Here is a 20,169-nt window from a genome sequence, read left to right as displayed (position 1 = left end):
CGCTCCTTGTGCGACGCGCCTTCCGCCGGGCTGATCACGCCTCGGCCTCACCCCCATGGTACGGGGACGGCGCGGAGACGGATGCCGCAGCCCGTCTCGCGCCCCGTCTCGCGGCCCGTCCCCCGCGCCGGTCGCCTCGTCCGGCGGTTCTTCCGGCGGCTGCTCTACGGGTGTCCGGCGGGTCCTTCCCCTCCCCGCCCCTTCCCGATACCAGGGGCTCCGCCCCTGGACCCCGGAGTCCGGGAGCGGAGCCCCTGGTACGCGGCGGAGCCGCATATCGATGCCGCGGGACGGGGCGAAGCCCCGGCCCAGGGTCTGGAGCGGGACGCCCCGGTCCGGGGTCCGGGCGGACGCTCCGGTCCGGGGCCTGGAGCGGACACCCCGGCCCGAGGCCCGGAGCGGACACCCCGGCCCGAGACCTGGGCGGACACCCCGACCCAGGGCCTGGAGCGGATGCCCCGGCCCGGGGCCTGGAGCGGACGCCCCGGCCCAGGGCCTGGAGCGGATGCCCCGGCCCGGGGCCTGGAGCGGACGCCCCGGTCGGGGTCTGGGGCGGAGCCCCGGTCCGGGGTCTGGGGCGGAGCCCCAGTTTCGGGGAGGGGCGGGGAGGGGAGCAGCCCGCCGCAGGCGCCAAGACCCGCCGGACACCCCCTAGCGGCGGAAGCCGATGTCCTGGTAGCGGGGGGTGGCGAAGCCGAAGGCGCCCGCGTTGACCAGGCCCTTGCGCATCGCGATCAACTGGGGGCGCTGATACAGCGGAATCGATCCGGCCGCCGCCCAGATCCGCGCGTCCGCGCGGCTGACCAGGGAACGGGAGGCACCGCCGTCCAGCTCGGAGAGCGCCTGGTCGAAGAACTGGTCGATCTGGTCGGTGCCCACCCGGGTGTAGTTCTGCTCGACGACCAGGGAGCCGTCGGCGGCGGGCTGCGGCTTGGCGTAGATGGGGCGGCCGTCGGTGGCCGGGTAGGCGGAGGCGGGCCAGGAGTAGAGGGCCAGGTCGTAGTCCCCGGTGGCGATGTGGTCCCGGAAGTAGCTCTCGCCCGAGACCTTGGTGATCTCGGTCCGGACGCCGATCTTCTCCAGCATCCGCGCGATGCGCTCGCCGACCGTGCTCAGCGGGGCGGCGGTCCGGTCGTCGGGGAGGACGAAGCGCAGCACCAGCGGCCGTCCCTTCTTCCGTACGACGGCCGCCTCCCCGAGCCGTCCGGACCGCCCGGCGTCACCGGCCGCGGGGGCGGCGTCGGAGGGGCGCTCGGAGTTCGCGGCGGAGGCGGAGGCGGTGCCGGAGGCGCTCTGGGACGCGCTTCCGGAGGCGCTGTCGGTGGCGGGGTCCGTGGCGGAGTCCGTGCCGGTGGCGGAGTCCGTGGCGGAGTCCGTGGCGCCGTCGGTGCCCGGGTCCGTGGCGGTGGCGGTCGGCGCGCTGTGCCGCCTGCCCCGGTCGTCCGTCTTGCCGTCGAGCGCCTTCTGCCGGCCGGCGTCACTCGCCCGCCAGCCCGCGTCCGCCAGCAGCGACTGCGCGGCGTTGGTGTCCTTGTCCCCGAGGGCGCCGCTGTGGTCCTTGTAGCCCGGCTGGCCCGCCATGAGCAGATGGTTGCCGAGCGGCTCGGACGGCAGCCCCATCGGCTTCAGCACCAGCTTCGCCAGGGCCTTCCGGTCGATCGCGCGGGCCACCGCGCGGCGCACCCGCTCATCGGCGAGCGGGCCCTTGGTGCCGTTGAGGGCGAGCTGGGTGTAGGCGGAGTCCAGGGCCTTGCGCAGGGTGAACCTGCTCAGCGCCCGGGTCTGCGACCGGTTCTTGTCGGTGTCGCCGGTGGCCCCTCCCTCGGCTCCGGCCGCCTCCCGGCCGGAGCCGAGGGAGGGCTCCGGCGCGCCCGCCTTGCCCGGGGCCGAGGAGCCCTGCTTGGTGCCCGCGGCCCGCTTGTCCGGGGCGGTGGCCCGGATGCGCCGGGCGGTGGCCCGGTCCACCTCGGCCAGATCGAGCCGCCCGGCGATCAGGGCTTCCGCCCGCTTCTCGGCCGACACCGCCTGGAAGACCACCCTGCTCAGCCGCGCCCGGTCGCCCCACCAGCGGGGGTTGCGGACCAGGGTGACGGAGCCGTCCGAGACCTCGCGCACCATGAAGGGCCCGGCGCCGACCGCGAGCCCCTTGGCCGCCGGTGCGCTGAAGACCGCCGGGTTGTCCATCACGCTCTTCGGGTACAGCGGGGTGAACAGCGAGCGCCAGTCGGTGTACGGCTTGGCGAAGGTGACCTTGACCTCGTGCTCCTTGTCCCCGGGTTCGATCTTGGCGATCCGGTCGTATCCGGCGTTGCGTGCCGTCCCGTACGCCTCGTCGGTGCCGCGCAGCGCCCGCCACTGGGCCTGGAAGTCCTCCGCACCGATCGGGCGGCCGTCGCTCCACACCGCCTTGGGGTTGAGCTTGTAGACCACGACCTGCTTGGGGTCGGACGAGGTGACGTCGGCGGCGGTCAGATAGTCGGCGTTGCGCTGGGGCCTGCCCCGGGCGTCGAGGGTGTAGAGGGAGGGCAGCACGGCGCCCGCGATCCGCTGGGTGCCCGTGTCCGCGGTCTTCTGAAACGCGTTGAGGGTGGTGGGTGCCGCATCCAGGGCCCAGCGCAGGGTGCCGGTACCGGTGGTCCCGCTGCGCGGCGCGGAGGCGATGTCCCAGGCGGCGGGCGGCGGCGGGCCGTCGTCGTCCGAGCTGCAGCCGGTCAGTACGGGCAGCGGCAGCATCACTCCCGCGGCGAGCAGCATGGCGCGGCGGCGCTTGGTGAGGGGCATGGCTCGTACCTCCGCAGGGTGACGGATATATGCGCATTTGGCATAGTGTGACGCTGATCGCATATACTCCTCACTCAAAGCGACGGTTCATGGGACAGCACGCCGAGAAGGCCATGGAGACGGCCATGAGGGGAAAGGATCACCCGACCGGATCAATGCGGCGGGCGCGCACTCCGGCGCGCGGCGGCGGAATCGCGCCGGTGGCGCCGCCAATCCCGACAGATCCCTTCACAACCACGACCGTGGCGCGTAACACTCGCTGTCGCATGAGCGTCGCCAACCGCAACCGCGGAAGTGAGGGCAAGTCATGTCCTTGACCGACGACTTGACGGCCGTCCAGCGCTGTCTCGATGACCTGGTCCGTTCCGTCTCCCGGCTGGAGCAGCGGGTGGGCGCCGGCGGGCTGGAGATACGCCGTGTCCGCACCGACGCGGACCACCTCCGCGAGAGCCTCGCCCTCCTGCGCGAGACCGCTCCCGAGGAGCGACCACGCCCCGAGATGGTTCCGGTCCCCGACGCGCCGTACAACAGTGCGCTGTGGTCGGACGTCGACGACGAGGGCCTCGGCGCGCGCGATCGCCACGCGCCCTAGGGACGGCCCGGCGCGCCTCCCGTCGTCGGGGCGCCCCCCACCGTCCCCCCATACCACTCCACCGCGGAGTTCCCCTTGGCCACAGGCACCGACCCCCAAGCCACCACACCCGCGCCCGCAGGCGGCGGGACGGCCCCGCACGGCGTGCACGGCGCCTCACGCGCCGCCATCCCCGCCCGCCATCTGCGCAGCGACCGCTGGTGGCTCTCCCCGGCGATCACCGCCGCCGGGCTGTTCGCGTTCATCGTCTACTCCACCTGGCGGGCCTTCGCCGGGGACGACTACTACGCAGAGCCGTATGTCTCCCCCTTCTACTCGCCCTGCGTCGCCCAGAACTGCGTGCCCATGAAGGGCGGCGCCAACTGGGAGATCTTCGGCGCATGGTGGGGCCTGTCCCCCGCGCTGCTGATCCTGATCTTCCCGCTGGGGTTCCGGCTCACCTGCTACTACTACCGCAAGGCGTATTACCGGGGCTTCTGGGCCTCGCCGCCCGCCTGCGCCGTCGCCGAGCCCCGCGCCAAGTACACCGGCGAGACCCGCTTCCCGCTGATCCTGCAGAACATCCACCGCTACTTCTTCTACTTCGCGGTGATCGTCGCGGGGATCCTCACCTATGACACCGTGCTCGGCTTCCGGGACGAGCACGGCCGCTGGGGCCATATGGGCCTGGGCACCCTGGTGCTGCTCGCCAACATCACGCTGATCTGGGCGTACACCCTCTCCTGCCACTCCTGCCGCCATATCGTCGGCGGCCGGATGAAGCACTTCTCCCGGCACCCGGTGCGCTATCGGCTCTGGGGCTGGGTGAGCGGGCTCAACGCCCGCCATATGCAGCTGGCCTGGGCCTCTCTCATCAGCGTCGCCGTCGCGGACTTCTACGTCTATCTGGTGGCGAGCGGTGCCTTCGACGATCCCCGCTTTTTCTAGGAGAGGTGCTCATCGATGACGCAAGTCGAGCGGCAGGCGTGGGACGTGGTCGTGATCGGCGCGGGCGGCGCCGGGCTGCGGGCCGCGATCGAGGCCCGCGAGCAGGGCATGCGCTGCGCCGTCATCTGCAAGTCGCTGTTCGGCAAGGCCCATACCGTGATGGCCGAGGGCGGCATCGCCGCCAGCATGGGCAATGTCAACGAGCGCGACAACTGGCAGGTGCACTTCCGCGACACCATGCGCGGGGGCAAGTTCCTCAACCACTGGCGGATGGCCGAGCTGCACGCCCAGGAGGCCCCGGACCGGGTCTGGGAGCTGGAGACCTGGGGCGCGCTCTTCGACCGCACCCCGGAAGGCAAGATCTCCCAGCGGAACTTCGGCGGCCATGAGTACCCCCGCCTCGCCCATGTCGGGGACCGCACCGGCCTGGAGCTGATCCGCACCCTCCAGCAGAAGATCGTCTCCCTGCAGCAGGAGGACAAGGCCGCGACCGGCGACTACGAGTCCCGGCTGAAGGTCTTCCAGGAGTGCACGGTCACCCGGATCGTCAAGGACGGCGACCGGGTCGCCGGTGTCTTCGGCTACGAGCGCGAGTCGGGCCGTTTCTTCGCGCTGGAGGCCCCGGCCGTGGTGCTGGCCACCGGCGGTATCGGCAAGTCCTTCAAGGTGACCTCCAACTCCTGGGAGTACACCGGGGACGGCCACGCGCTGGCGCTGCTCGCGGGCGCCCCGCTGATCAACATGGAGTTCGTGCAGTTCCATCCGACCGGTATGGTCTGGCCGCCCTCGGTGAAGGGGATCCTGGTCACCGAGTCGGTGCGCGGCGACGGCGGGGTGCTGCGCAACAGCGAGGGCAAGCGCTTCATGTTCGACTACATCCCGGACGTCTTCAAGGAGAAGTACGCGCAGTCCGAGGGCGAGGCCGACCGCTGGTACGAGGATCCGGACCACAACCGCCGCCCGCCCGAGCTGCTTCCCCGCGACGAGGTGGCCCGCGCCATCAACGCCGAGGTGAAGGCGGGCCGGGGCTCCCCGCACGGCGGGGTCTTCCTCGATGTGTCCACCCGGATGTCCCCCGAGGTCATCAAGCGGCGGCTGCCCTCCATGCACCACCAGTTCAAGGAGCTCGCGGACGTCGACATCACCGCCGAGCCCATGGAGGTGGGCCCGACCTGTCACTACGTGATGGGCGGGGTGGACGTCGACCCGGACACCGCGGCCGCGGCCGGGGTGCCCGGTCTGTTCGCCGCCGGCGAGGTCGCGGGCGGAATGCACGGCTCCAACCGGCTCGGCGGCAACTCCCTCTCCGATCTGCTGGTCTTCGGGCGCCGCGCCGGGCTCCACGCGGCCCGCTATGCCCAGGAGACCGCGGCCTCGGGCACCCGTCCGGTGCCGGACGAGACCCAGCTGGACCTGGCGGCGGCCGAGGCGCTGCGCCCGTTCAGCGCCGAGGCCGGTGAGCCGGACGAGAGCGCGGGTCCGGCCGGGCCGCCGGAGAACCCGTACACCCTCCACCAGGAGCTGCAGCAGTCGATGAACGACCTGGTGGGGATCATCCGGAAGGCCGGGGAGATGGAGGAGGCGCTGCACCGACTGGCCAGTCTGCGGGTCCGGGCGCGCCGCGCCGGGGTCGAGGGGCACCGGCAGTTCAACCCCGGCTGGCATCTGGCCATCGATCTGCGCAACATGCTGCTGGTCAGCGAGTGCGTGGCCCGTGCCGCGCTGGAGCGGACCGAGAGCCGTGGCGGGCACACCCGCGACGACTGCCCGGAGATGGACCGCGGATGGCGACGGCTCAATCTGGTCTGCCGGCTCTCCGACCCCTCGGGCGGGCTGGCGGCACCCGACACCGGACACGGCCAGATCCGGCTGGAGCGGCGCGAGATGCCGCCCATCCGGCCCGATCTGCTGAACCTGTTCGAGAAGGACGAGCTGGTGAAGTACCTGACGGACGAGGAGCTGACCCAGTGAGTGCGTACGAGGCCCACTTCCGGGTGTGGCGGGGCGACCAGGACGGCGGCGGCCTGAAGGACTTCCACGTCGAGGTCAACGACGGCGAGGTCGTGCTCGACATCGTCCACCGGCTGCAGGCGACCCAGGCCCCCGATCTGGCGGTCCGCTGGAACTGCAAGGCGGGCAAATGCGGTTCGTGCAGCGCCGAGGTCAACGGCCGCCCCCGGCTGCTGTGCATGACCCGGATGTCGGTGTTCGACCCGGCCGAGACGATCACCATCACCCCGCTGCGGGCCTTCCCGGTGGTGCGGGATCTGGTGACGGACGTGTCGTTCAACTACACCAAGGCCCGCGAGGTGCCGTCCTTCGTCCCCCCGGAAGGGGTGGGGCCGGGCGAGTACCGGATGTGGCAGGAGGACGTGGGGCGGTCGCAGGAGTTCCGCAAGTGCATCGAATGCTTCCTGTGCCAGGACACCTGCCATGTGGTGCGGGACTTCGAGGAGAACAAGGAGGCGTTCGCCGGGCCGCGGTTCCTGATGCGGGTCGCGGAGCTGGACATGCATCCGCTGGACGCGGCTGCCGACACCGGGCTCGACCGCAAGCGCACCGCCCAGGAGGAGCACGGACTGGGCTACTGCAACATCACCAAGTGCTGTACGGAGGTCTGCCCCGAGCAGATCAAGATCACCGACAATGCGCTGATCCCGCTCAAGGAGCGGGCGGTGGACCGTAAGTACGATCCGCTGGTCTGGCTCGGCAACAAGATCCGGCGCCGGGGGCAGTAGCTCCCCTCCGTGTCGCGGGCCCGCCGATGGCGGGCCCGCTGCCATGACCGCGCCCGGCCCGCCGCTATCACCTATCACCAGAGGCTGAGCAGCGCCTCCACCGAGTCCGGCCCCGAGGACCGGCCGTCCGGCAGGGCCAGCTCGAACCAGACGGTCTTGCCGAACGGGGTCCTGCGGCTCCCCCAGCCCGCGCTGAGCAGCCCGACCAGCTGCAGCCCGCGCCCGCCCTCGTCGGTGTCCCGGGCGCGCCGCCGCCGGGGCTGGACCAGACCGCCGTCCCAGACCTCGCACACCAGCGTGCGGTCCAGCAGCAGCCGCAGCCTGATCTCGCCCTCGCCGTACCGCAGGGCGTTGGTCACCAGCTCGCTGACCAGCAGCTCGGTGGTGTCCACCAGACCGTCAAGACCCCAGGACTCGAGCTGCTCCCGGGCCAGTTCGCGGGCCCGGCCCACGGACTGCGGGGCGCTGGGAAGGTGCCAGTCGCCGACCGACTCGGCCGACAGGCCCTGCACCCGGGCCATCAGCAGGGCGATGTCGTCCTCGCCGTGGTGGGTGTCGAGGGTGCTCAGGACGTGGTCGCAGACGTCCTCGAGGGATCCGGCCGCGGCGTTACCGCCGTCGGGGGTGTCGAGGGCCGCGCGCAGGGCCTGGAGTCCCTCGTCGAGGGTGTGGTCGCGGGACTCGACCAGACCGTCCGTGTAGAGGGCCAGCAGCGCGCCGTCGGGGAGCTCGACCTCGATCTCCTCGAACGGCTCGCCGCCGACGCCGAGCGGCATGCCGGGCGGGACCTCCATCAGCAGGGCGTTCTCACCCGGTTCCACCAGGACGGGGGGCGGATGTCCGGCGTTGGCGAAGGTACAGCGGCGGGTGACCGGGTCGTAGACGGCGTAGACGCAGGTGGCGAGATAGACCTCGGTCAGGTCGGACGAGTCGTCGGCCTTGCTGCCGCGGGCGCGCGATCCCGGCCGCGCGCCGGCGTGCGAGCCGCCCGGTGTGCCGAGGCCGAGGGCGATCTCGTCCAGCGCGGAGAGCACCTCGGCGGGCTCCAGGTCGAGCAGGGCGAGGGTGCGTACGGCGGTGCGCAGTTCGCCCATGGCCACGGCGGCGCGCAGCCCCCGCCCCATCACGTCGCCGACCACCAGCGCGGTGCGGTGCCCGGGCAGCTCGATCACGTCGAACCAGTCGCCGCCCACCTCGGTCGCCGCGTTCCCCGGCAGATAGCGGCAGGCGATGTCGAGCCCGGCGGCCTCCGGGTCGCCGGGCGGGAGCAGGCTGCGCTGCAGTATCAGCGCGCGTTCATGTTCTCTGCGGTACAACCGGGCGTTGTCGATGCTGACGGCGGCGCGGGCGGCCAGCTCGACGGCGAGCGCGCGGTCCCGTTCGCCGAAGGGCTCGCTGCCCTTGGTACGGGAGAACTGGGCCAGGCCCACGACGGTGTCGCGGGCGACCATCGGCACCACGAGGGTGGACTGGAGCATGGCTCCGAGCTCCAGGCTCTCACTGCCGTCCCGGCCGGGGACGACCCGGACCTGGGCGGTGCGCAGGGCGTGGGCGCACAGGGAGTTGAAGGGGTAGCGGTGGACCTCGCCGACCTGGATGGGCTTGGGGTCCTCGGCGGTGTTGACGCGGCAGATGTCGCCGAAGGCGACCGGGCCGTCGGAGACCGCGCTGGCGAAGGCGACGCGGCGCAACTCGGCGCTGCCGTCGGCGAGTCCGGGCGGGGTCTCGTCGCCGGAGAGCAGCCCCTGGTAGAGGTCGACGGAGGCCAGGTCGCAGAACTGCGGCACGGCCACGTCCAGCAGCTCCCGGGCGGTGGTCTCCAGATCGAGCGAGGTGCCTATTCGGGCCCCCGCCTCGTTCAGCAGCGCCAGATTGCGCCGTACGCCCGCGGCCTCCTGTTCGGCGCGGCGGCGGCCGGTGACGTCCGTGGCCAGTCCGGCGATGCCGATGGGGCGGCCGGAGCCGCTGTGCAGCCGGTAGAGCGAGACCGACCAGCGGCGGCGGTCGGCGCTGCCCGGAGTCTGGCCCATGAGCGGCATATCGGTCAGCGCCTGCCCGGAGTCCAGGACCTGGCGCAGGGCGGCGGCCAGCCGGTCGGCTTCACCGCGCGGCAGCAGATCGTGCGGGGTCACCCCGCGGTATTCCTCGGCGGGGCGGCCGAAAACCTTCGCAAAACGCTCATTGACCCGGAGCATCCGCAGATCGGTCCCGAAGAGGAAGAAACCGAGCGGAGATTGACCGAAAACGGCCTGTGAAGAAGCAAGATCGGTTTCCAGCCCGCGCAACGCACTGACGTCCACCGCGATACAGAGCGCGGCCCGCTTCCCGTCCTCATCCTGAGCGGGCATCACATAGACCTCGGCGATGCCATGTCCGCTCGGCGCCTGGGGGCTACGGTAGGGGACCAGCCCGGTCCACTCCCGGCCGTCCAGGATGTCGGCGACCGCGCGATGGCCGGTCTCCTGGTACTCGGGCGGTACGAACGCCTCCACCGGATCCTTGCCGATGGCCTGGCGCGCCGTCAGCCCCAGCAGTTCCGCGGCCCGTTCGCTCCACTGCGCGATCCGGCCGTCGGGCCCCAGTGCGAAGGAAGCGACCTGGATGTAGTCATAGATCGAGCCGGGCGGGCTGCTCTGCCACACCGCCGACATCGAGGACACGGGCGACATGTCCGGCACCGAAGACCCTTGTGACACCGGCGACACCTGCGAACCAACCGTCTCCTCGGGGATATCAGCCCCCGCTGGCTTCTCGCTCATGCGCCCGTCCCCTCCGGCTCAGGTGCTCCGACCGGCTCCAGATAGCCGAGTATCCAGCACATCGGCCATCCCGAGTACGGTCTTCACGATCACAGCACTATCTCAGCCCGCCATCGGTTTCCGTCCCGGCTTTTGGTGAAGCGCTCATGATCAGCGCTCCCCCTCACTCCTAACCAGGTGGAGGCGGCTCGAACCCCATGGATTCTCCCTGTACGAGACCTCGAACGGGCCCCGCGCGGGACGGCCTCAAGGGGTACGCGGAGGAGCGCCCTCGGCGCCCTGTTCGACACTCTGCTCAGCGCCTTGCCCGGCACCCTGTTCGGCGCCCTGCCCGGCACCCTCGGCCGCGCGCAGCCGGCGGACCGCCTCGGCCACCGCTGGGCGGTCCTCGTCCAGCCAATCGACCTCGTCCACCCGGTCCGGGGGAAGCCAGCGCAGCTCGTCGTGGTCCTCCAGCGGGCGCGGCTCACCGGAGCGCAGGGCCGCGGTCCACACCCGCAGCACATAGCCGGGCTTCAAGGGCCACTCCCCCGGCAGCGGTTCGAGCGGCTCGACCTCGACCCCGAGTTCCTCGCGCAGTTCGCGGACGAGCGTCTGCGGCGGGGTCTCCCCGGGCTCGGCCTTACCGCCCGGCAGCTCCCAGCGGCCCGCGAGCTCGGCCGGGGCGCTGCGCCGCGCGGCCAGCAGCCGCCCCCGGTCGAACACCGCTCCACCCACCACCACACGCACGCTCATGCGCCGCACCTTAGCCTGCCTGGCCTGCGCCGATACACACCAGGGCCCCGGGGCGGACGCCCCGGGGCCCTGGGAAGATGTACGTATTCCCGCGGACGGGCCGGATTCCTGTGGGCCGGCCCAATTCCGGGAAGACTGACCGGATTCCTGCGGGCTGACCCCATTCGGGAGCCGGCCGGATCCTTACGGGCTGACCCGAATCCTTACGGGCTGACCCGAATCCTGCGGGCGGGCCCGGTTCTTGCCGGCCGAGCCGATTCCCGCGGGCCAACTGGGCCGACCAGCCGACCGGACTGACGGCCTAGCCGGACTGACGGGTCGCGGCGGTCCGCTCGACCACGTACAACTGCTCCTGGCCCTGGCCCTCCAGGCGGTCGGCCACCTCCTGGGCCTCCGTCCTCGTGGCGTAGCGCCCGACGCGGTAGCGGTTGCCGTTGGTGTCCTGGCGGATCACGAGCCAGGGCAGCACAGCGTTCCCGTCACTCATCTCCCCGCCCTCTCCGCTGTGGCCCGCCCGGGCGTACGCCCCCGCGACACCATGAAGGAAATCCCGATCCGCATATGCCCGAGCCTACGCCCTACCTTCACGCAGCGGATACGTGTTCTTACAACGAGGCACTCATCCGGCCATGTCTCAGATGAATATCCTCAGACGTATGCCTCAGACGCGCGCGTCGGCCTTCGCCCGGTCGTCGTCCTCACTGTCCTCACTGTCCTCACCGGCCGGGGCGGTGCCCAGCTCGCGCTCGGCCTCCAGCAGCGTCGGATTGCGCCATGCGCTGCGTACACCCCAGACGTAGAAGACCAGCCCGATCAGGGCGACGACCAGGATGTCCCAGCCACCCGGCAGATAGCCGCGGCCACCGAACTCCTTGCCACCGGCCCACGACACCGCCGCCATGACCAGCAGATACGTGACCATCCAGGCACCGGCGGCCAGATGCGGCCGAAGCTCTGCCCACGGCTTGCGCAGCTCGTACCAGGCCCAGATCGGCAGCCCGATCGCCATGATGAAGATGACCTTGCCGGTGAGCGGCCAGCGGGCCCAGTACAGCACCAGCGAGCCGAAGACCATCGCGATCGGCGCGATCACCGGCATCGCGCGCAGCTTCACCGGGCGCGGCAGGTCCGGGGAGAGGCGGCGCAGCGACATCACGGCGACCGGACCGGTGATGTACGAGATCACGGTGGCGACGGAGACAATCTCGGCCAGCGAGCCCCAGCCGCGGAAGACCGCGAGGAAGATGAAGGCGATCCCCAGGTTGAGCAGCAGCGCCGGGCGCGGAATGCCGGTCTTGGGGTCGACCTTGCCGAAGATGCTCGGCAGATGGCCGTTCTCCTGGACGCCCTGGATCATGCGGGAGGTGGTGGCCGCGTAGATCATGCCGGTGCCGGACGGGGAGATGAAGGCGTCGGCGTACAGCAGCATCGCCAGCCAGTTCAGGCCCCAGGCCAGGGACAGATCGGCGAGCGGGGAGTTGAAGGAGAGCCCGGACCAGCCGCCGTGCTGCAGATCCGCGGCGGGGACGGCGGTCAGGAAGGCGATCTGCAGCGCGACGTAGATCACCAGCGAGATGAGGATCGAGCTGATGACGGCCTTGGGCAGCGACTTCCCGGGGTTGCGGGCCTCACCGGCCATGTTGAGCGGGGACTGGAAGCCGTTGTAGGCCCAGACGATGCCGGAGACGGCGACCGCGGTGAACACGGAGCTCCAGCCATTGGGAGTGAAGCCGCCGTGGCCGGTGACATTGCCGGTGTCGAAGTGCGACAGCAGCAGGGCCCCGGCGGTCAGGGTCGGCACGACCACCTTGAAGACGGTGATCGCGGTGTTGGTCTTCGCGAAGAGGGTGATCGCGAACCAGTTGAGGAAGAAGTAGAAGAGCAGCAGCACGGACGCGAGCGCGACACCGCTGCCGGTCAGCTCCTTCCCGTCGTACAGCGCCTTGGCCCAGCCGAAGTCCCAGGAGCTCATGTACTGCACGGAGGCGGTGGCCTCACCGGGGATCACGGAGACGATGGCGATCCAGTTGGCCCAGGCGGCCAGATATCCGGCCAGCGAGCCGTGGGAGTACTGGCCGTACCGGACCATGCCCCCGGCCTTGGGGAACATCGAACCCAGCTCGGAGTAGGTCAGGGCGATGGTCAGGGCGACGGCGGCGCCGATCACCCAGGCCAGGATGGCGGCGGGTCCGGCCAGCGAGGCGGCGCGCTCGGCGCCGAAGAGCCAGCCGGAGCCAATGATCGACCCGAGACCCACGGCGGTGAGGGCCACCGGTCCGAGTGACCTTCGATAATGCGAGTGGGAACCCTGCTCCGTGCTCAACGTTCCTGGCACTCCCTTCGCCCCCCCGACGACCGGACACAAACCGGTCCATCGTAAGAGCGAAATGGATGATCACCTTCCAGTAACCCCTTTCACCTGCGCCGATGTGAGTTTTGCAACAGCGGACGCTGGAACCGCGCTCAGGCGCCGGGGGCGGGAACCGGGCTCAGGAACCGTGAGCGGGGCTGGAGCTCAGGAACCGTGAGCGGGGGTTGGGGCTCAGGAACCGTGAGCGAGGCCGGGGCTCAGGAACCGTGAGCGGGGTCCACGATCAGGTGCCGGCGGTCGGGCCCGTACGCACACTGGGGAGCGGCATCAGCACCGGCTCGCCCGTGGGCGCCTTACGGCAGACATCCCCGCACTCGGCGTCCAGTGAGCAGCACAGCGAGCAGACGGCCCCCGCCCGCACCGGGCAGTCGGCGATGTCCGGCAGCTCGTACGCCGTCTCGCACGAGGCGCAGAGGTGGGTGGCGGTGATGTCCGGGACCTCGGCGCCCGGCCCGTTCACCGGGTTCTGCCGGGCCAAGTAGTAGCGCCCCCCGGTGAGCCAGGCCAGCAGCGGGCAGAGCGCCAGCGCCAGACCGCAGGCGATGAAGGTCGAGAACGCCTCGGCCACCTCCCCGAAGGCCCCGAAGAAGGCGACGATCGAGACCGTCGAGGCGATCACCATCGCACCGAATCCGGCGGGGTTCACCGGATGCAGATACGCCCGCTTGAACTCGATGTACTTCGGGCTCAGCCCGAGCGGCTTGTTGATGACCAGATCGGCGGCGACGGCGGCGATCCAGGCGATGCCGACGTTGGAGTAGAAGCCCAGCAGCTTGTTGAGCGCCGCGAACATGTTCATCTCCATCAGCGCCAGCGCGATGGCGAGGTTGAGGAAGATGTACCAGACCCGGCCCGGGTGGCGGTGGGTGACCCGGGAGAAGAAGTTGGACCAGGAGAGCGAGCCGCTGTAGGCGTTGGTCACATTGATCTTGATCTGGGACACCACCACGAAGAGCGCGGCGGCGGGCAGCGCGACCGAGCCCAGCCAGGGCTTCAGCGCCTCGATCTGCGGGGCGATGGGCTCCAGCGCATGGGTCTTGCCGACCGCGCCCAGCGCCACGAACGCGAGGAACGCACCGCCGATCTGCTTGGCCGCGCCGATGACCACCCAGCCGGGGCCGGCGGCCAGGACCGCCAGATTCCAGCGCCGCCGGTTCTCCTCGGTCTTCGCGGGCATGAACCGCAGATAGTCGGCCTGCTCACCGATCTGCGCGATCAGTGAGAGCGCGACACCCGTGCCCAGGCCGTATCCGATCCAGTCGAACCCGGACCCCGCGCCCTCGGTCCCGCCGAAGGAGGCGAACGCGCCCCAGGAGTCCGGCGCCTCGAAGGCCAGCACCACGAACGGCAGGGCGAGCCCGATCAGCCAGACCGGCTGGGTCCACGCCTGCACCTTGGCGAGCGCGCCCATACCGCGGAAGACGATCGGGATCACGATGAGGGTGGTCAGCAGATAGCCGACCGGCAGCGGGATATGGAGAGCCTGATGCATGGCCTGCGCCATGATCGAGCCCTCCAGCGCGAAGAAGATGAAGGTGAAGCTGGCGTAGATCAGCGAGGTCAGCGTCGAGCCGAAGTAGCCGAATCCGGCACCTCGGGTGATCAGGTCCATGTCCAGGCCGTAGGTCGCACAGGCGCGGGCGATGGGGATGCCGGTCAGGAAGATGATCGTCGCCGCGGTGAGGATCGAGGCGATACCGCTGGTGAAGCCGTAGGTGAAGACGATGGACGCGCCGATGGCGAAGTCCGCGAGATAGGCGATCCCGCCGAGCGCCGTCGAGGCGACCATGGTCGGCGACCAGCGGCGGTAGGAGTGGGGTGCGTAGCGCAGCGAGTAGTCCTCGCGGCTCTCGTCCGCCGCGAGCCGGGCGTAGCCACGCCGCGAGGCCGCTGCCGCGGACGCTCCCGCCTCGGGTGCGGCCGTATCGACCGTGCCGACCGCATCGACCGTATCCGTCATACCGGCTTCCCCTGTCGCTCGGGCCGTTCCGTTAGCCCCAGGAAGCTAGAAGCCGCAGGTGACGGGCGGCGGCGGTGCGGCATTGCCGGACCGTTACGGCGGCGGGGAGGCGGTTAACTCGCGGTAAGACGCGCCGGGACGGACCGCCCGACTATCGGTGAGCGCCGTGGGGGCGGCGAGCGCCAACGGGAACGGCGAACGGGGACGGGGAGCACCAACGCGGGCGATGGGCACCGACGGGGACGCCGAGCATCCACGGGCCGAACGAAGAATCACTTCACCGGCAGCCGATAGGCGACCCGATACCGCTCGGCCAGCACCACCACATCGGCGGTCTCGACCGGACGGCCGCCCGCGAAGTACGTACGCGAGGTGACCAGCACCCAGTGCCCCGGCACCCCGCCGAGCGCCAGCACCTCCTCGGCCCGGCCGGGCCGCGCGCCGACCTCCTCCGCCACGTTGTCCACCACCAGATCGAGGGCGGCCATCCGGTCGACGACCCCGCGCCCGGCCAACGGCCCCTCCTCGGGCAGCATCACGGGCGTACGGCCGGTGACGGCGAGCGGCTCCCAGGAGGTGGAGAGCATGACGGCCTCCCCCTGCGACTGGAACACATAGCGGGTGCGCATCACCCGCTCCCCCACGTCGATCCCCAGCCGCCCGGCGATCTCCGCCCCGGCCTCCTCCTGCTCGCTGTGGGCGTCCCAGCTCCCGATGACCCGCTCATCGGCCTGTTCCTGCCGGAACGGCGTGGCCTCCCCAGCGGTATGAAACCCACCCCGCACCACCCGCCGCGGCACCGGCTGGGCCCGCACATACGTCCCCGACCCCGACCGCCCCTCGACCAGCCCCTCGGCCATCAGCACCTTGCGCGCCTCGAGGGCGACGGTGTCCGAAACCCCGTACTCTTCCCGGATCCTGGCCTGAGAGGGGAGACGCGCATGCGGTGGCAGCTCACCCCCGGCGATCTTCTTCCGCAGATCGTCGGCGACGCGGAGGTATGCGGGCTGGTCACCAAAGGCCACGTGCACTCCCTGGGTTGACAGTCAGCCACAGCTTGGCAACCCAGCGTTGTCGATTGCAACTCAAGGCCATAGCTTCACTAGAAGTGGTGAACTGCAGCTCAGAGACGTTTAACTCGCACAAGGCCGGGTGAGCTGCCCAACCCCGGCCCCCGCCCAGACCTTTGCAACCGCGACGCGCTCTCGCCCCGTCAGTTCACGCTCTTCTCAATCGCCTCGAAGATGTCCGCGTCCGTCTCCTGCTGCCAGTCGGGGAGATCGGCCAGGGCCCAGGTCGTCGCCGCGCCGGAGCCGGGGCACATCGGAACACTGATCGTGCGGGCGGCGCGGGGCCGGTCCTGATGGCTGCCGGGCGGGCCCCGGACCTCCGCCGGGCGGGCCCCGGTGCCCGCTAGTCTCCTGAGCAGCAGCCGCCGAAGCGTAGGGACCGCGATGGACGACGAACCGCTCGCCTGGGAGCCCCACCGCGTGGCGCCCAGGACCGTTCGCCCCATCTCACGGGTGCTGCCCGGCGTGCTGCTCCTGGCGCTGTGCGTCGGGGGCTGCGCCGGTGGTTCCGGGGCGCAGGGCGCGGCCGGGTCGTCCAGCGCCGGTGCGGGCACCGCGGGGGTCGGCGACGCGCTCTTCCCCCGGCTCGGCAACGGTGGCTACGACGTGCGGAGCTACCGCCTGGCCCTCGACTACACGCCCGGCACCCGCCGTCTGAAGGGCACCGCCCGGATCACCGCCCGCGCGGACCGGGCCCTGCGCTCCTTCCACCTCGACCTCGCCGGGCTGCGCGTCCGGAAGGCCACGGTGAACGGCCGCCCCGCCAAGGCCGCCCGCAGCGGCACCGAGCTGGTCCTCACCCCCGCCTCGGCCCTCCCCAAGGGCCGCACCTTCACGGCCACCGTCGTCTACGACGGCAAGCCGAAGACCCTGACCGGCGAGGACACCGGGAAGGAGGGATGGATCCGCACCGACGACGGCGCCGTGGCGCTCGGCGAGCCGACCGGCTCCATGACCTGGTTCCCCGGCAACCACCACCCTTCCGACAAGGCCGCCTACGACATCGACGTCACCGTTCCCGAGGGCTACACCGCCGTCTCCAACGGGGAGCTGAAGGGCCGGCAGACCCGCGACCGCCGCACCACCTTCCGGTGGCACATGGGCGAGCCCATGGCGAGCTATCTGGCCAGCGTCGCCATCGGCCGCTTCGACGTCCGCACCACGACCACCGGCAAGGGCCTGCCCGTCTACGTCGCCGTCGACCCCACCGAGGCCGACCGCGCGAAGCACATCACCGACCAGGTCGACGACGCCATCACCTGGGAGAGCCGCACCTTCGGCCCGTACCCCTTCTCCTCCACCGGCGCGGTCGTCGACCACCTCCCCGGCCTCGGCTACGCCCTGGAGACCCAGACCAAGCCGTACTTCGACGCGGCCCCGGACCAGAGGCTCGTCGTGCACGAGCTCGCCCACCAGTGGTTCGGCGATTCGGTCACCCCCCGGGTCTGGAAGGACATGTGGCTCAACGAGGGCTTCGCGACCTACGCCGAATGGCTGTGGGAGGAGGACCACGACGGCCGCACCGCCCAGCAGATCTTCGACGACTTCTACGACGGCACCGACGACGAGAGCGAGGGCATCTGGGACTTCCCGCCCGCCAACCCCCGAGCGTCGCCAGCGTCTCCGACCCGCCCGTCTACGGCCGCGGCGCGATGGTGCTGCACCAGCTCCGCCGGGCCGTCGGCGACAAGACCTTCTTCTCCATCCTCCGCACGTGGGTCAAGGACCACCGGCACGGCAACGCGGACACGAAGCAGTTCATCGAGCTGTGCGAACGCAAGTCCGGCAAGGACCTGACCCGTCTCTTCGACGTCTGGCTGTACGGCAAGGGCAAGCCGAAGAGGCCCTGACGGCAAGGGGAAGGTGGCGCTCCTCCGTCGCCCGAAACCCCTACGGTTGAGCCATGACCGCACTGCCCGACTGGATGCGCCCACCGCGCGCGGAAGGCTGGTTCGCGGAGGACCTGGACCGCCTGCCGGAAGCACCCCGTCATACCGAGCTCATCGACGGAGCACTCGTTTTCATGGTGTCCCCGCAGAGGTGGTGGCACGGCCACCTCGTCACAATGCTCACCGTCGCGCTCATGGAGCAGGTGCCCGCAGGGGCGAGGGTCGACCGCGAGATGACGATCAAGCTGGATCAGCGCAACCGGCCCGAACCGGATTTGCTGGTGACGACAGCCGACTTCGACAGGGACCGCACCTGGTTCGCGGCGGATGAGGTGCAACTCGTCGTCGAGGTCGTCTCCCCCGAATCGGCCCACCGGGACCGAACGGTCAAGCTTCGCAAGTACGCCGAGGCCGGGATTCCCCACTACTGGTGCATCGAGGACGAGGCTGGGACCCCCGTCGTCCATGTCTATGAGCTCGACGAGCCGACCGGTGCCTACGCCCCCGCCGGAATCTTCCGCCACAACCTCCAGCGGACGGTCCCCTTCAAGGTCAACATCAATCTGGATGACCTCACCCCCGACAAGAGCAGGTGAGACGACGACGGGCCGGACTCCGGGAACCGGCCCCCTTCGCGCGTCGCCATCCCCGTAAGGGAGCTCAGATGCCCCCTCGGCCCGACGTCAAGGACGCCCCTGACGCATCGGCCCCGACCAGGCCGGCCATTCCGGGGGGAACCCTCAGCGCCGCGGCCACGAACGAGGCGAGCAGCGGGCGGCGGTCCTGTTCGTTCCAGGCGAGCACGAGGCGGCTGAGCGGGGCGTCGGATACCGGTACACCGACCAGGCCGGGCGGGAGCGGCTCGACCAGCGACCGGGGAAGTACTCCGATCATCCGGCCCACTTTGATCATCTGGAGCAGTTGGACCACGTCGGCGACCTCCGGACCGGTGCCGTCGCCCCCGGGCACGCCTTTCCAGCGCGGCAGCGTCTCACCCTCCAGGTCGGCCATCCGCGCCGCGGCGAGCCCGGCCAGGCGGTGTGCGGAGGGGACGATGGCCACCCGCTCCTCGGCGTGGAGCGTCTCGTGGTCCAGGCCGTCGAGATCGTCGAACGGTACGTAGAGCAGACCGACGTCGGCCCGGCCGTCGAGCAGGAAGTCGGTGCGGTCGGCGGGGCCGCTGAACAGGACGTCCACCCGGCGGGCATCGAATCTGTACTCGGGGATCGTGCAGTGCGGGACGCCCATCGGCGGTGCGTTCGCGGCCCTCGCCGCCAACACGTTGCTGAGCGGGCACAGTTTTCATGCGGAGTACCTGGTCGGGGGGCTCGCCGGGCTGCTCGTACTGCCCATGGCGTACGCCTGGCTGCCCGAGTCCACGGAATACCAGCAGGCGGTGAGCACGTCGGCCCCGGCCCCCGGCAGCCACGGTGTACGGCTGGTGCTGAGGCCGCCCTACCTCGCCACCACACTGCTGTTCTGCGCCATGGCGGCCCTTTCGTTCCTGCTCATCTTCGGCATGAACACCTGGCTGCCGGAGCTGATGCGGACCGCGGACTATCCGCTGCGATCCTCGCAGACCTTCCTCATCCTGCTGAATCTCGGCGCCACCGTCGGCGGACTCGCCATGGCACTGCTGGCCGACCGTGCCGGATCGAAGGGAACGGTCACCGCCAGTTTCGCCCTCGGGGCCGCCGCGATCGTCGCCATGAGCGCCCAGCTGCCGCTGCCGGTGCTCTACGGCATCGTGATCCTCGGCGGCTGCGGCGCGGTCGGGGTCCAGGGACTGCTCAATGTGTACATTGCCCGCACCTATCCGGTGACAGCGCGGGCCAGCGCGGTGGGCGTCGCGCTCGGAGTGGGCCGCATCGGCGCGATCGCCGGCCCCACGCTCGGCGGCTGGCTCCTCGCGGCCGACCTGGCACCCCGGTGGAACTTCATCCTCTTCGCCGTCCCCGCCGTCCTCGGCGCGGTCCTCGCCCAGGCCGCCGGCGGCCGAACACCCCGCGACCGCGGACGCACGCCCCTCGACCGCGGACGCAAGCCCCGCGACCAGAGCCGTCCCGCTCCCGCAGGTGTGTCTGTCTTCCGAAGCACCTCAGTCAGTGACTCTTCCAGCCCACCTCACTGACGTCGACCTCGCCCGGCGCTACGACTCGCCCTGGCCCAGCTGATCACCGCCGGGCGCCTGCGCCCCTCGATCACGAGCGAGGGACGCACGCGGTGGCCCGAGAAGCAGCAAGGGTCACGCGGGTGATCCAAAGCCGCTTCTGGGGCGGATGGGTGATTCATCCGGTCGAGTGATCCGGCGGGGCCGGCAGTGCCGGTTGGATCCGAGCGTCCTTGC

13 protein-coding genes and 2 pseudogenes are annotated in these 20,169 nt (G+C 70.9%); 7 read left to right on the top strand and 8 right to left on the bottom strand.

Annotated features, from left to right (window positions below; translation table 11 throughout):
• Nucleotides 1-651 precede the first annotated feature (651 nt).
• On the bottom strand, nucleotides 652-2,781 hold the full coding sequence (locus CGL27_RS30540; RefSeq protein ID WP_119991329.1) for an ABC transporter family substrate-binding protein: 2,130 nt from the start codon (nucleotides 2,779-2,781) through the stop codon (nucleotides 652-654).
• 307 nt (nucleotides 2,782-3,088) lie between these two features.
• On the opposite strand from CGL27_RS30540, the gene CGL27_RS30535 reads away from it, so the two are divergent.
• The 4 genes from CGL27_RS30535 to CGL27_RS30520 all read left to right on the top strand — a co-directional run bounded on the left by CGL27_RS30535 (nucleotide 3,089) and on the right by CGL27_RS30520 (nucleotide 7,038).
• Nucleotides 3,089-3,373 carry a hypothetical protein gene (locus tag CGL27_RS30535; RefSeq protein ID WP_078643343.1) on the top strand — a complete coding sequence of 95 codons (285 nt, stop codon included), beginning with the start codon at nucleotides 3,089-3,091 and terminating at the stop codon, nucleotides 3,371-3,373.
• A gap of 75 nt (nucleotides 3,374-3,448) precedes the next feature.
• A complete protein-coding gene (locus CGL27_RS30530; protein ID WP_119991328.1) occupies nucleotides 3,449-4,300 on the top strand; it encodes a hypothetical protein in 852 nt (283 codons plus the stop codon).
• A gap of 15 nt (nucleotides 4,301-4,315) precedes the next feature.
• The gene (locus tag CGL27_RS30525; protein WP_078643341.1) at nucleotides 4,316-6,271 is read left to right on the top strand and encodes a fumarate reductase/succinate dehydrogenase flavoprotein subunit; all 1,956 of its coding nucleotides are present in this window, start codon (nucleotides 4,316-4,318) and stop codon (nucleotides 6,269-6,271) included.
• Entirely contained in the window at nucleotides 6,268-7,038 is a 771-nt protein-coding gene (locus CGL27_RS30520; RefSeq protein ID WP_119991327.1) for a succinate dehydrogenase/fumarate reductase iron-sulfur subunit, read from the top strand. The genes CGL27_RS30525 and CGL27_RS30520 overlap by 4 nt, the downstream gene beginning before the upstream one ends.
• A gap of 74 nt (nucleotides 7,039-7,112) precedes the next feature.
• On the opposite strand, the gene CGL27_RS30515 is transcribed toward CGL27_RS30520, so the two are convergent.
• The 6 genes from CGL27_RS30515 to CGL27_RS30490 all read right to left on the bottom strand — a co-directional run bounded on the left by CGL27_RS30515 (nucleotide 7,113) and on the right by CGL27_RS30490 (nucleotide 15,888).
• On the bottom strand, nucleotides 7,113-9,797 hold the full coding sequence (locus tag CGL27_RS30515; RefSeq protein ID WP_205587773.1) for a SpoIIE family protein phosphatase: 2,685 nt from the start codon (nucleotides 9,795-9,797) through the stop codon (nucleotides 7,113-7,115).
• 246 nt (nucleotides 9,798-10,043) lie between these two features.
• Nucleotides 10,044-10,532 carry a (deoxy)nucleoside triphosphate pyrophosphohydrolase gene (locus CGL27_RS30510; RefSeq protein WP_119991326.1) on the bottom strand — a complete coding sequence of 163 codons (489 nt, stop codon included), beginning with the start codon at nucleotides 10,530-10,532 and terminating at the stop codon, nucleotides 10,044-10,046.
• 301 nt (nucleotides 10,533-10,833) lie between these two features.
• The gene (locus CGL27_RS30505; protein ID WP_078643335.1) at nucleotides 10,834-11,019 is read right to left on the bottom strand and encodes an SPOR domain-containing protein; all 186 of its coding nucleotides are present in this window, start codon (nucleotides 11,017-11,019) and stop codon (nucleotides 10,834-10,836) included.
• A 174-nt stretch (nucleotides 11,020-11,193) separates the two neighbouring features.
• Nucleotides 11,194-12,855, bottom strand: a complete 1,662-nt coding sequence (locus CGL27_RS30500) for an APC family permease (protein WP_078643333.1) — start codon at nucleotides 12,853-12,855, stop codon at nucleotides 11,194-11,196.
• Between the two features lie 271 nt (nucleotides 12,856-13,126).
• On the bottom strand, nucleotides 13,127-14,863 hold the full coding sequence (locus CGL27_RS30495; protein WP_119991325.1) for a hypothetical protein: 1,737 nt from the start codon (nucleotides 14,861-14,863) through the stop codon (nucleotides 13,127-13,129).
• 272 nt (nucleotides 14,864-15,135) lie between these two features.
• A complete protein-coding gene (locus CGL27_RS30490) occupies nucleotides 15,136-15,888 on the bottom strand; it encodes a GntR family transcriptional regulator (RefSeq protein WP_119991324.1) in 753 nt (250 codons plus the stop codon).
• Between the two features lie 429 nt (nucleotides 15,889-16,317).
• On the opposite strand from CGL27_RS30490, the pseudogene CGL27_RS30485 reads away from it, so the two are divergent.
• Together CGL27_RS30485 and CGL27_RS30480 are read left to right on the top strand one after the other, a co-directional pair.
• Nucleotides 16,318-17,783, top strand: a pseudogene (locus CGL27_RS30485) (M1 family metallopeptidase).
• A gap of 53 nt (nucleotides 17,784-17,836) precedes the next feature.
• Nucleotides 17,837-18,418, top strand: a complete 582-nt coding sequence (locus tag CGL27_RS30480) for a Uma2 family endonuclease (RefSeq protein ID WP_119991323.1) — start codon at nucleotides 17,837-17,839, stop codon at nucleotides 18,416-18,418.
• Nucleotides 18,419-18,482: 64 nt separating this feature from the next.
• Here CGL27_RS30480 and CGL27_RS30475 read toward each other — a convergent pair.
• Nucleotides 18,483-19,040 (bottom strand): annotated as a pseudogene (locus CGL27_RS30475) (LysR substrate-binding domain-containing protein); the annotation flags it as partial.
• Nucleotides 19,041-19,050: 10 nt separating this feature from the next.
• Here CGL27_RS30475 and CGL27_RS30470 point away from each other — a divergent pair.
• Complete coding sequence (locus tag CGL27_RS30470) at nucleotides 19,051-19,953, top strand: MFS transporter (RefSeq protein WP_240450696.1); 903 nt, start codon at nucleotides 19,051-19,053, stop codon at nucleotides 19,951-19,953.
• Nucleotides 19,954-20,169: the final 216 nt, after the last annotated feature.

This window comes from Streptomyces sp. 11-1-2, assembly GCF_003595545.1.
GTDB lineage: Bacteria > Actinomycetota > Actinomycetes > Streptomycetales > Streptomycetaceae > Streptomyces > Streptomyces hygroscopicus_B.
This window is presented reverse-complemented; position numbering and strand designations above follow the sequence as displayed.

Excerpts from the sequence above, each read along its gene's own strand:
- CGL27_RS30540 (WP_119991329.1), bottom strand. The coding sequence starts at position 2,781 with ATGCCCCTCACCAAGCGCCGCCGCGCCATGCTGCTCGCCGCGGGAGTG.
- CGL27_RS30535 (WP_078643343.1), top strand. The coding sequence starts at position 3,089 with ATGTCCTTGACCGACGACTTGACGGCCGTCCAGCGCTGTCTCGATGAC.
- CGL27_RS30525 (WP_078643341.1), top strand. The coding sequence starts at position 4,316 with ATGACGCAAGTCGAGCGGCAGGCGTGGGACGTGGTCGTGATCGGCGCG.
- CGL27_RS30515 (WP_205587773.1), bottom strand. The coding sequence starts at position 9,797 with ATGAGCGAGAAGCCAGCGGGGGCTGATATCCCCGAGGAGACGGTTGGT.
- CGL27_RS30510 (WP_119991326.1), bottom strand. The coding sequence starts at position 10,532 with ATGAGCGTGCGTGTGGTGGTGGGTGGAGCGGTGTTCGACCGGGGGCGG.
- CGL27_RS30505 (WP_078643335.1), bottom strand. The coding sequence starts at position 11,019 with ATGAGTGACGGGAACGCTGTGCTGCCCTGGCTCGTGATCCGCCAGGAC.
- CGL27_RS30495 (WP_119991325.1), bottom strand. The coding sequence starts at position 14,863 with ATGACGGATACGGTCGATGCGGTCGGCACGGTCGATACGGCCGCACCC.
- CGL27_RS30480 (WP_119991323.1), top strand. The coding sequence starts at position 17,837 with ATGACCGCACTGCCCGACTGGATGCGCCCACCGCGCGCGGAAGGCTGG.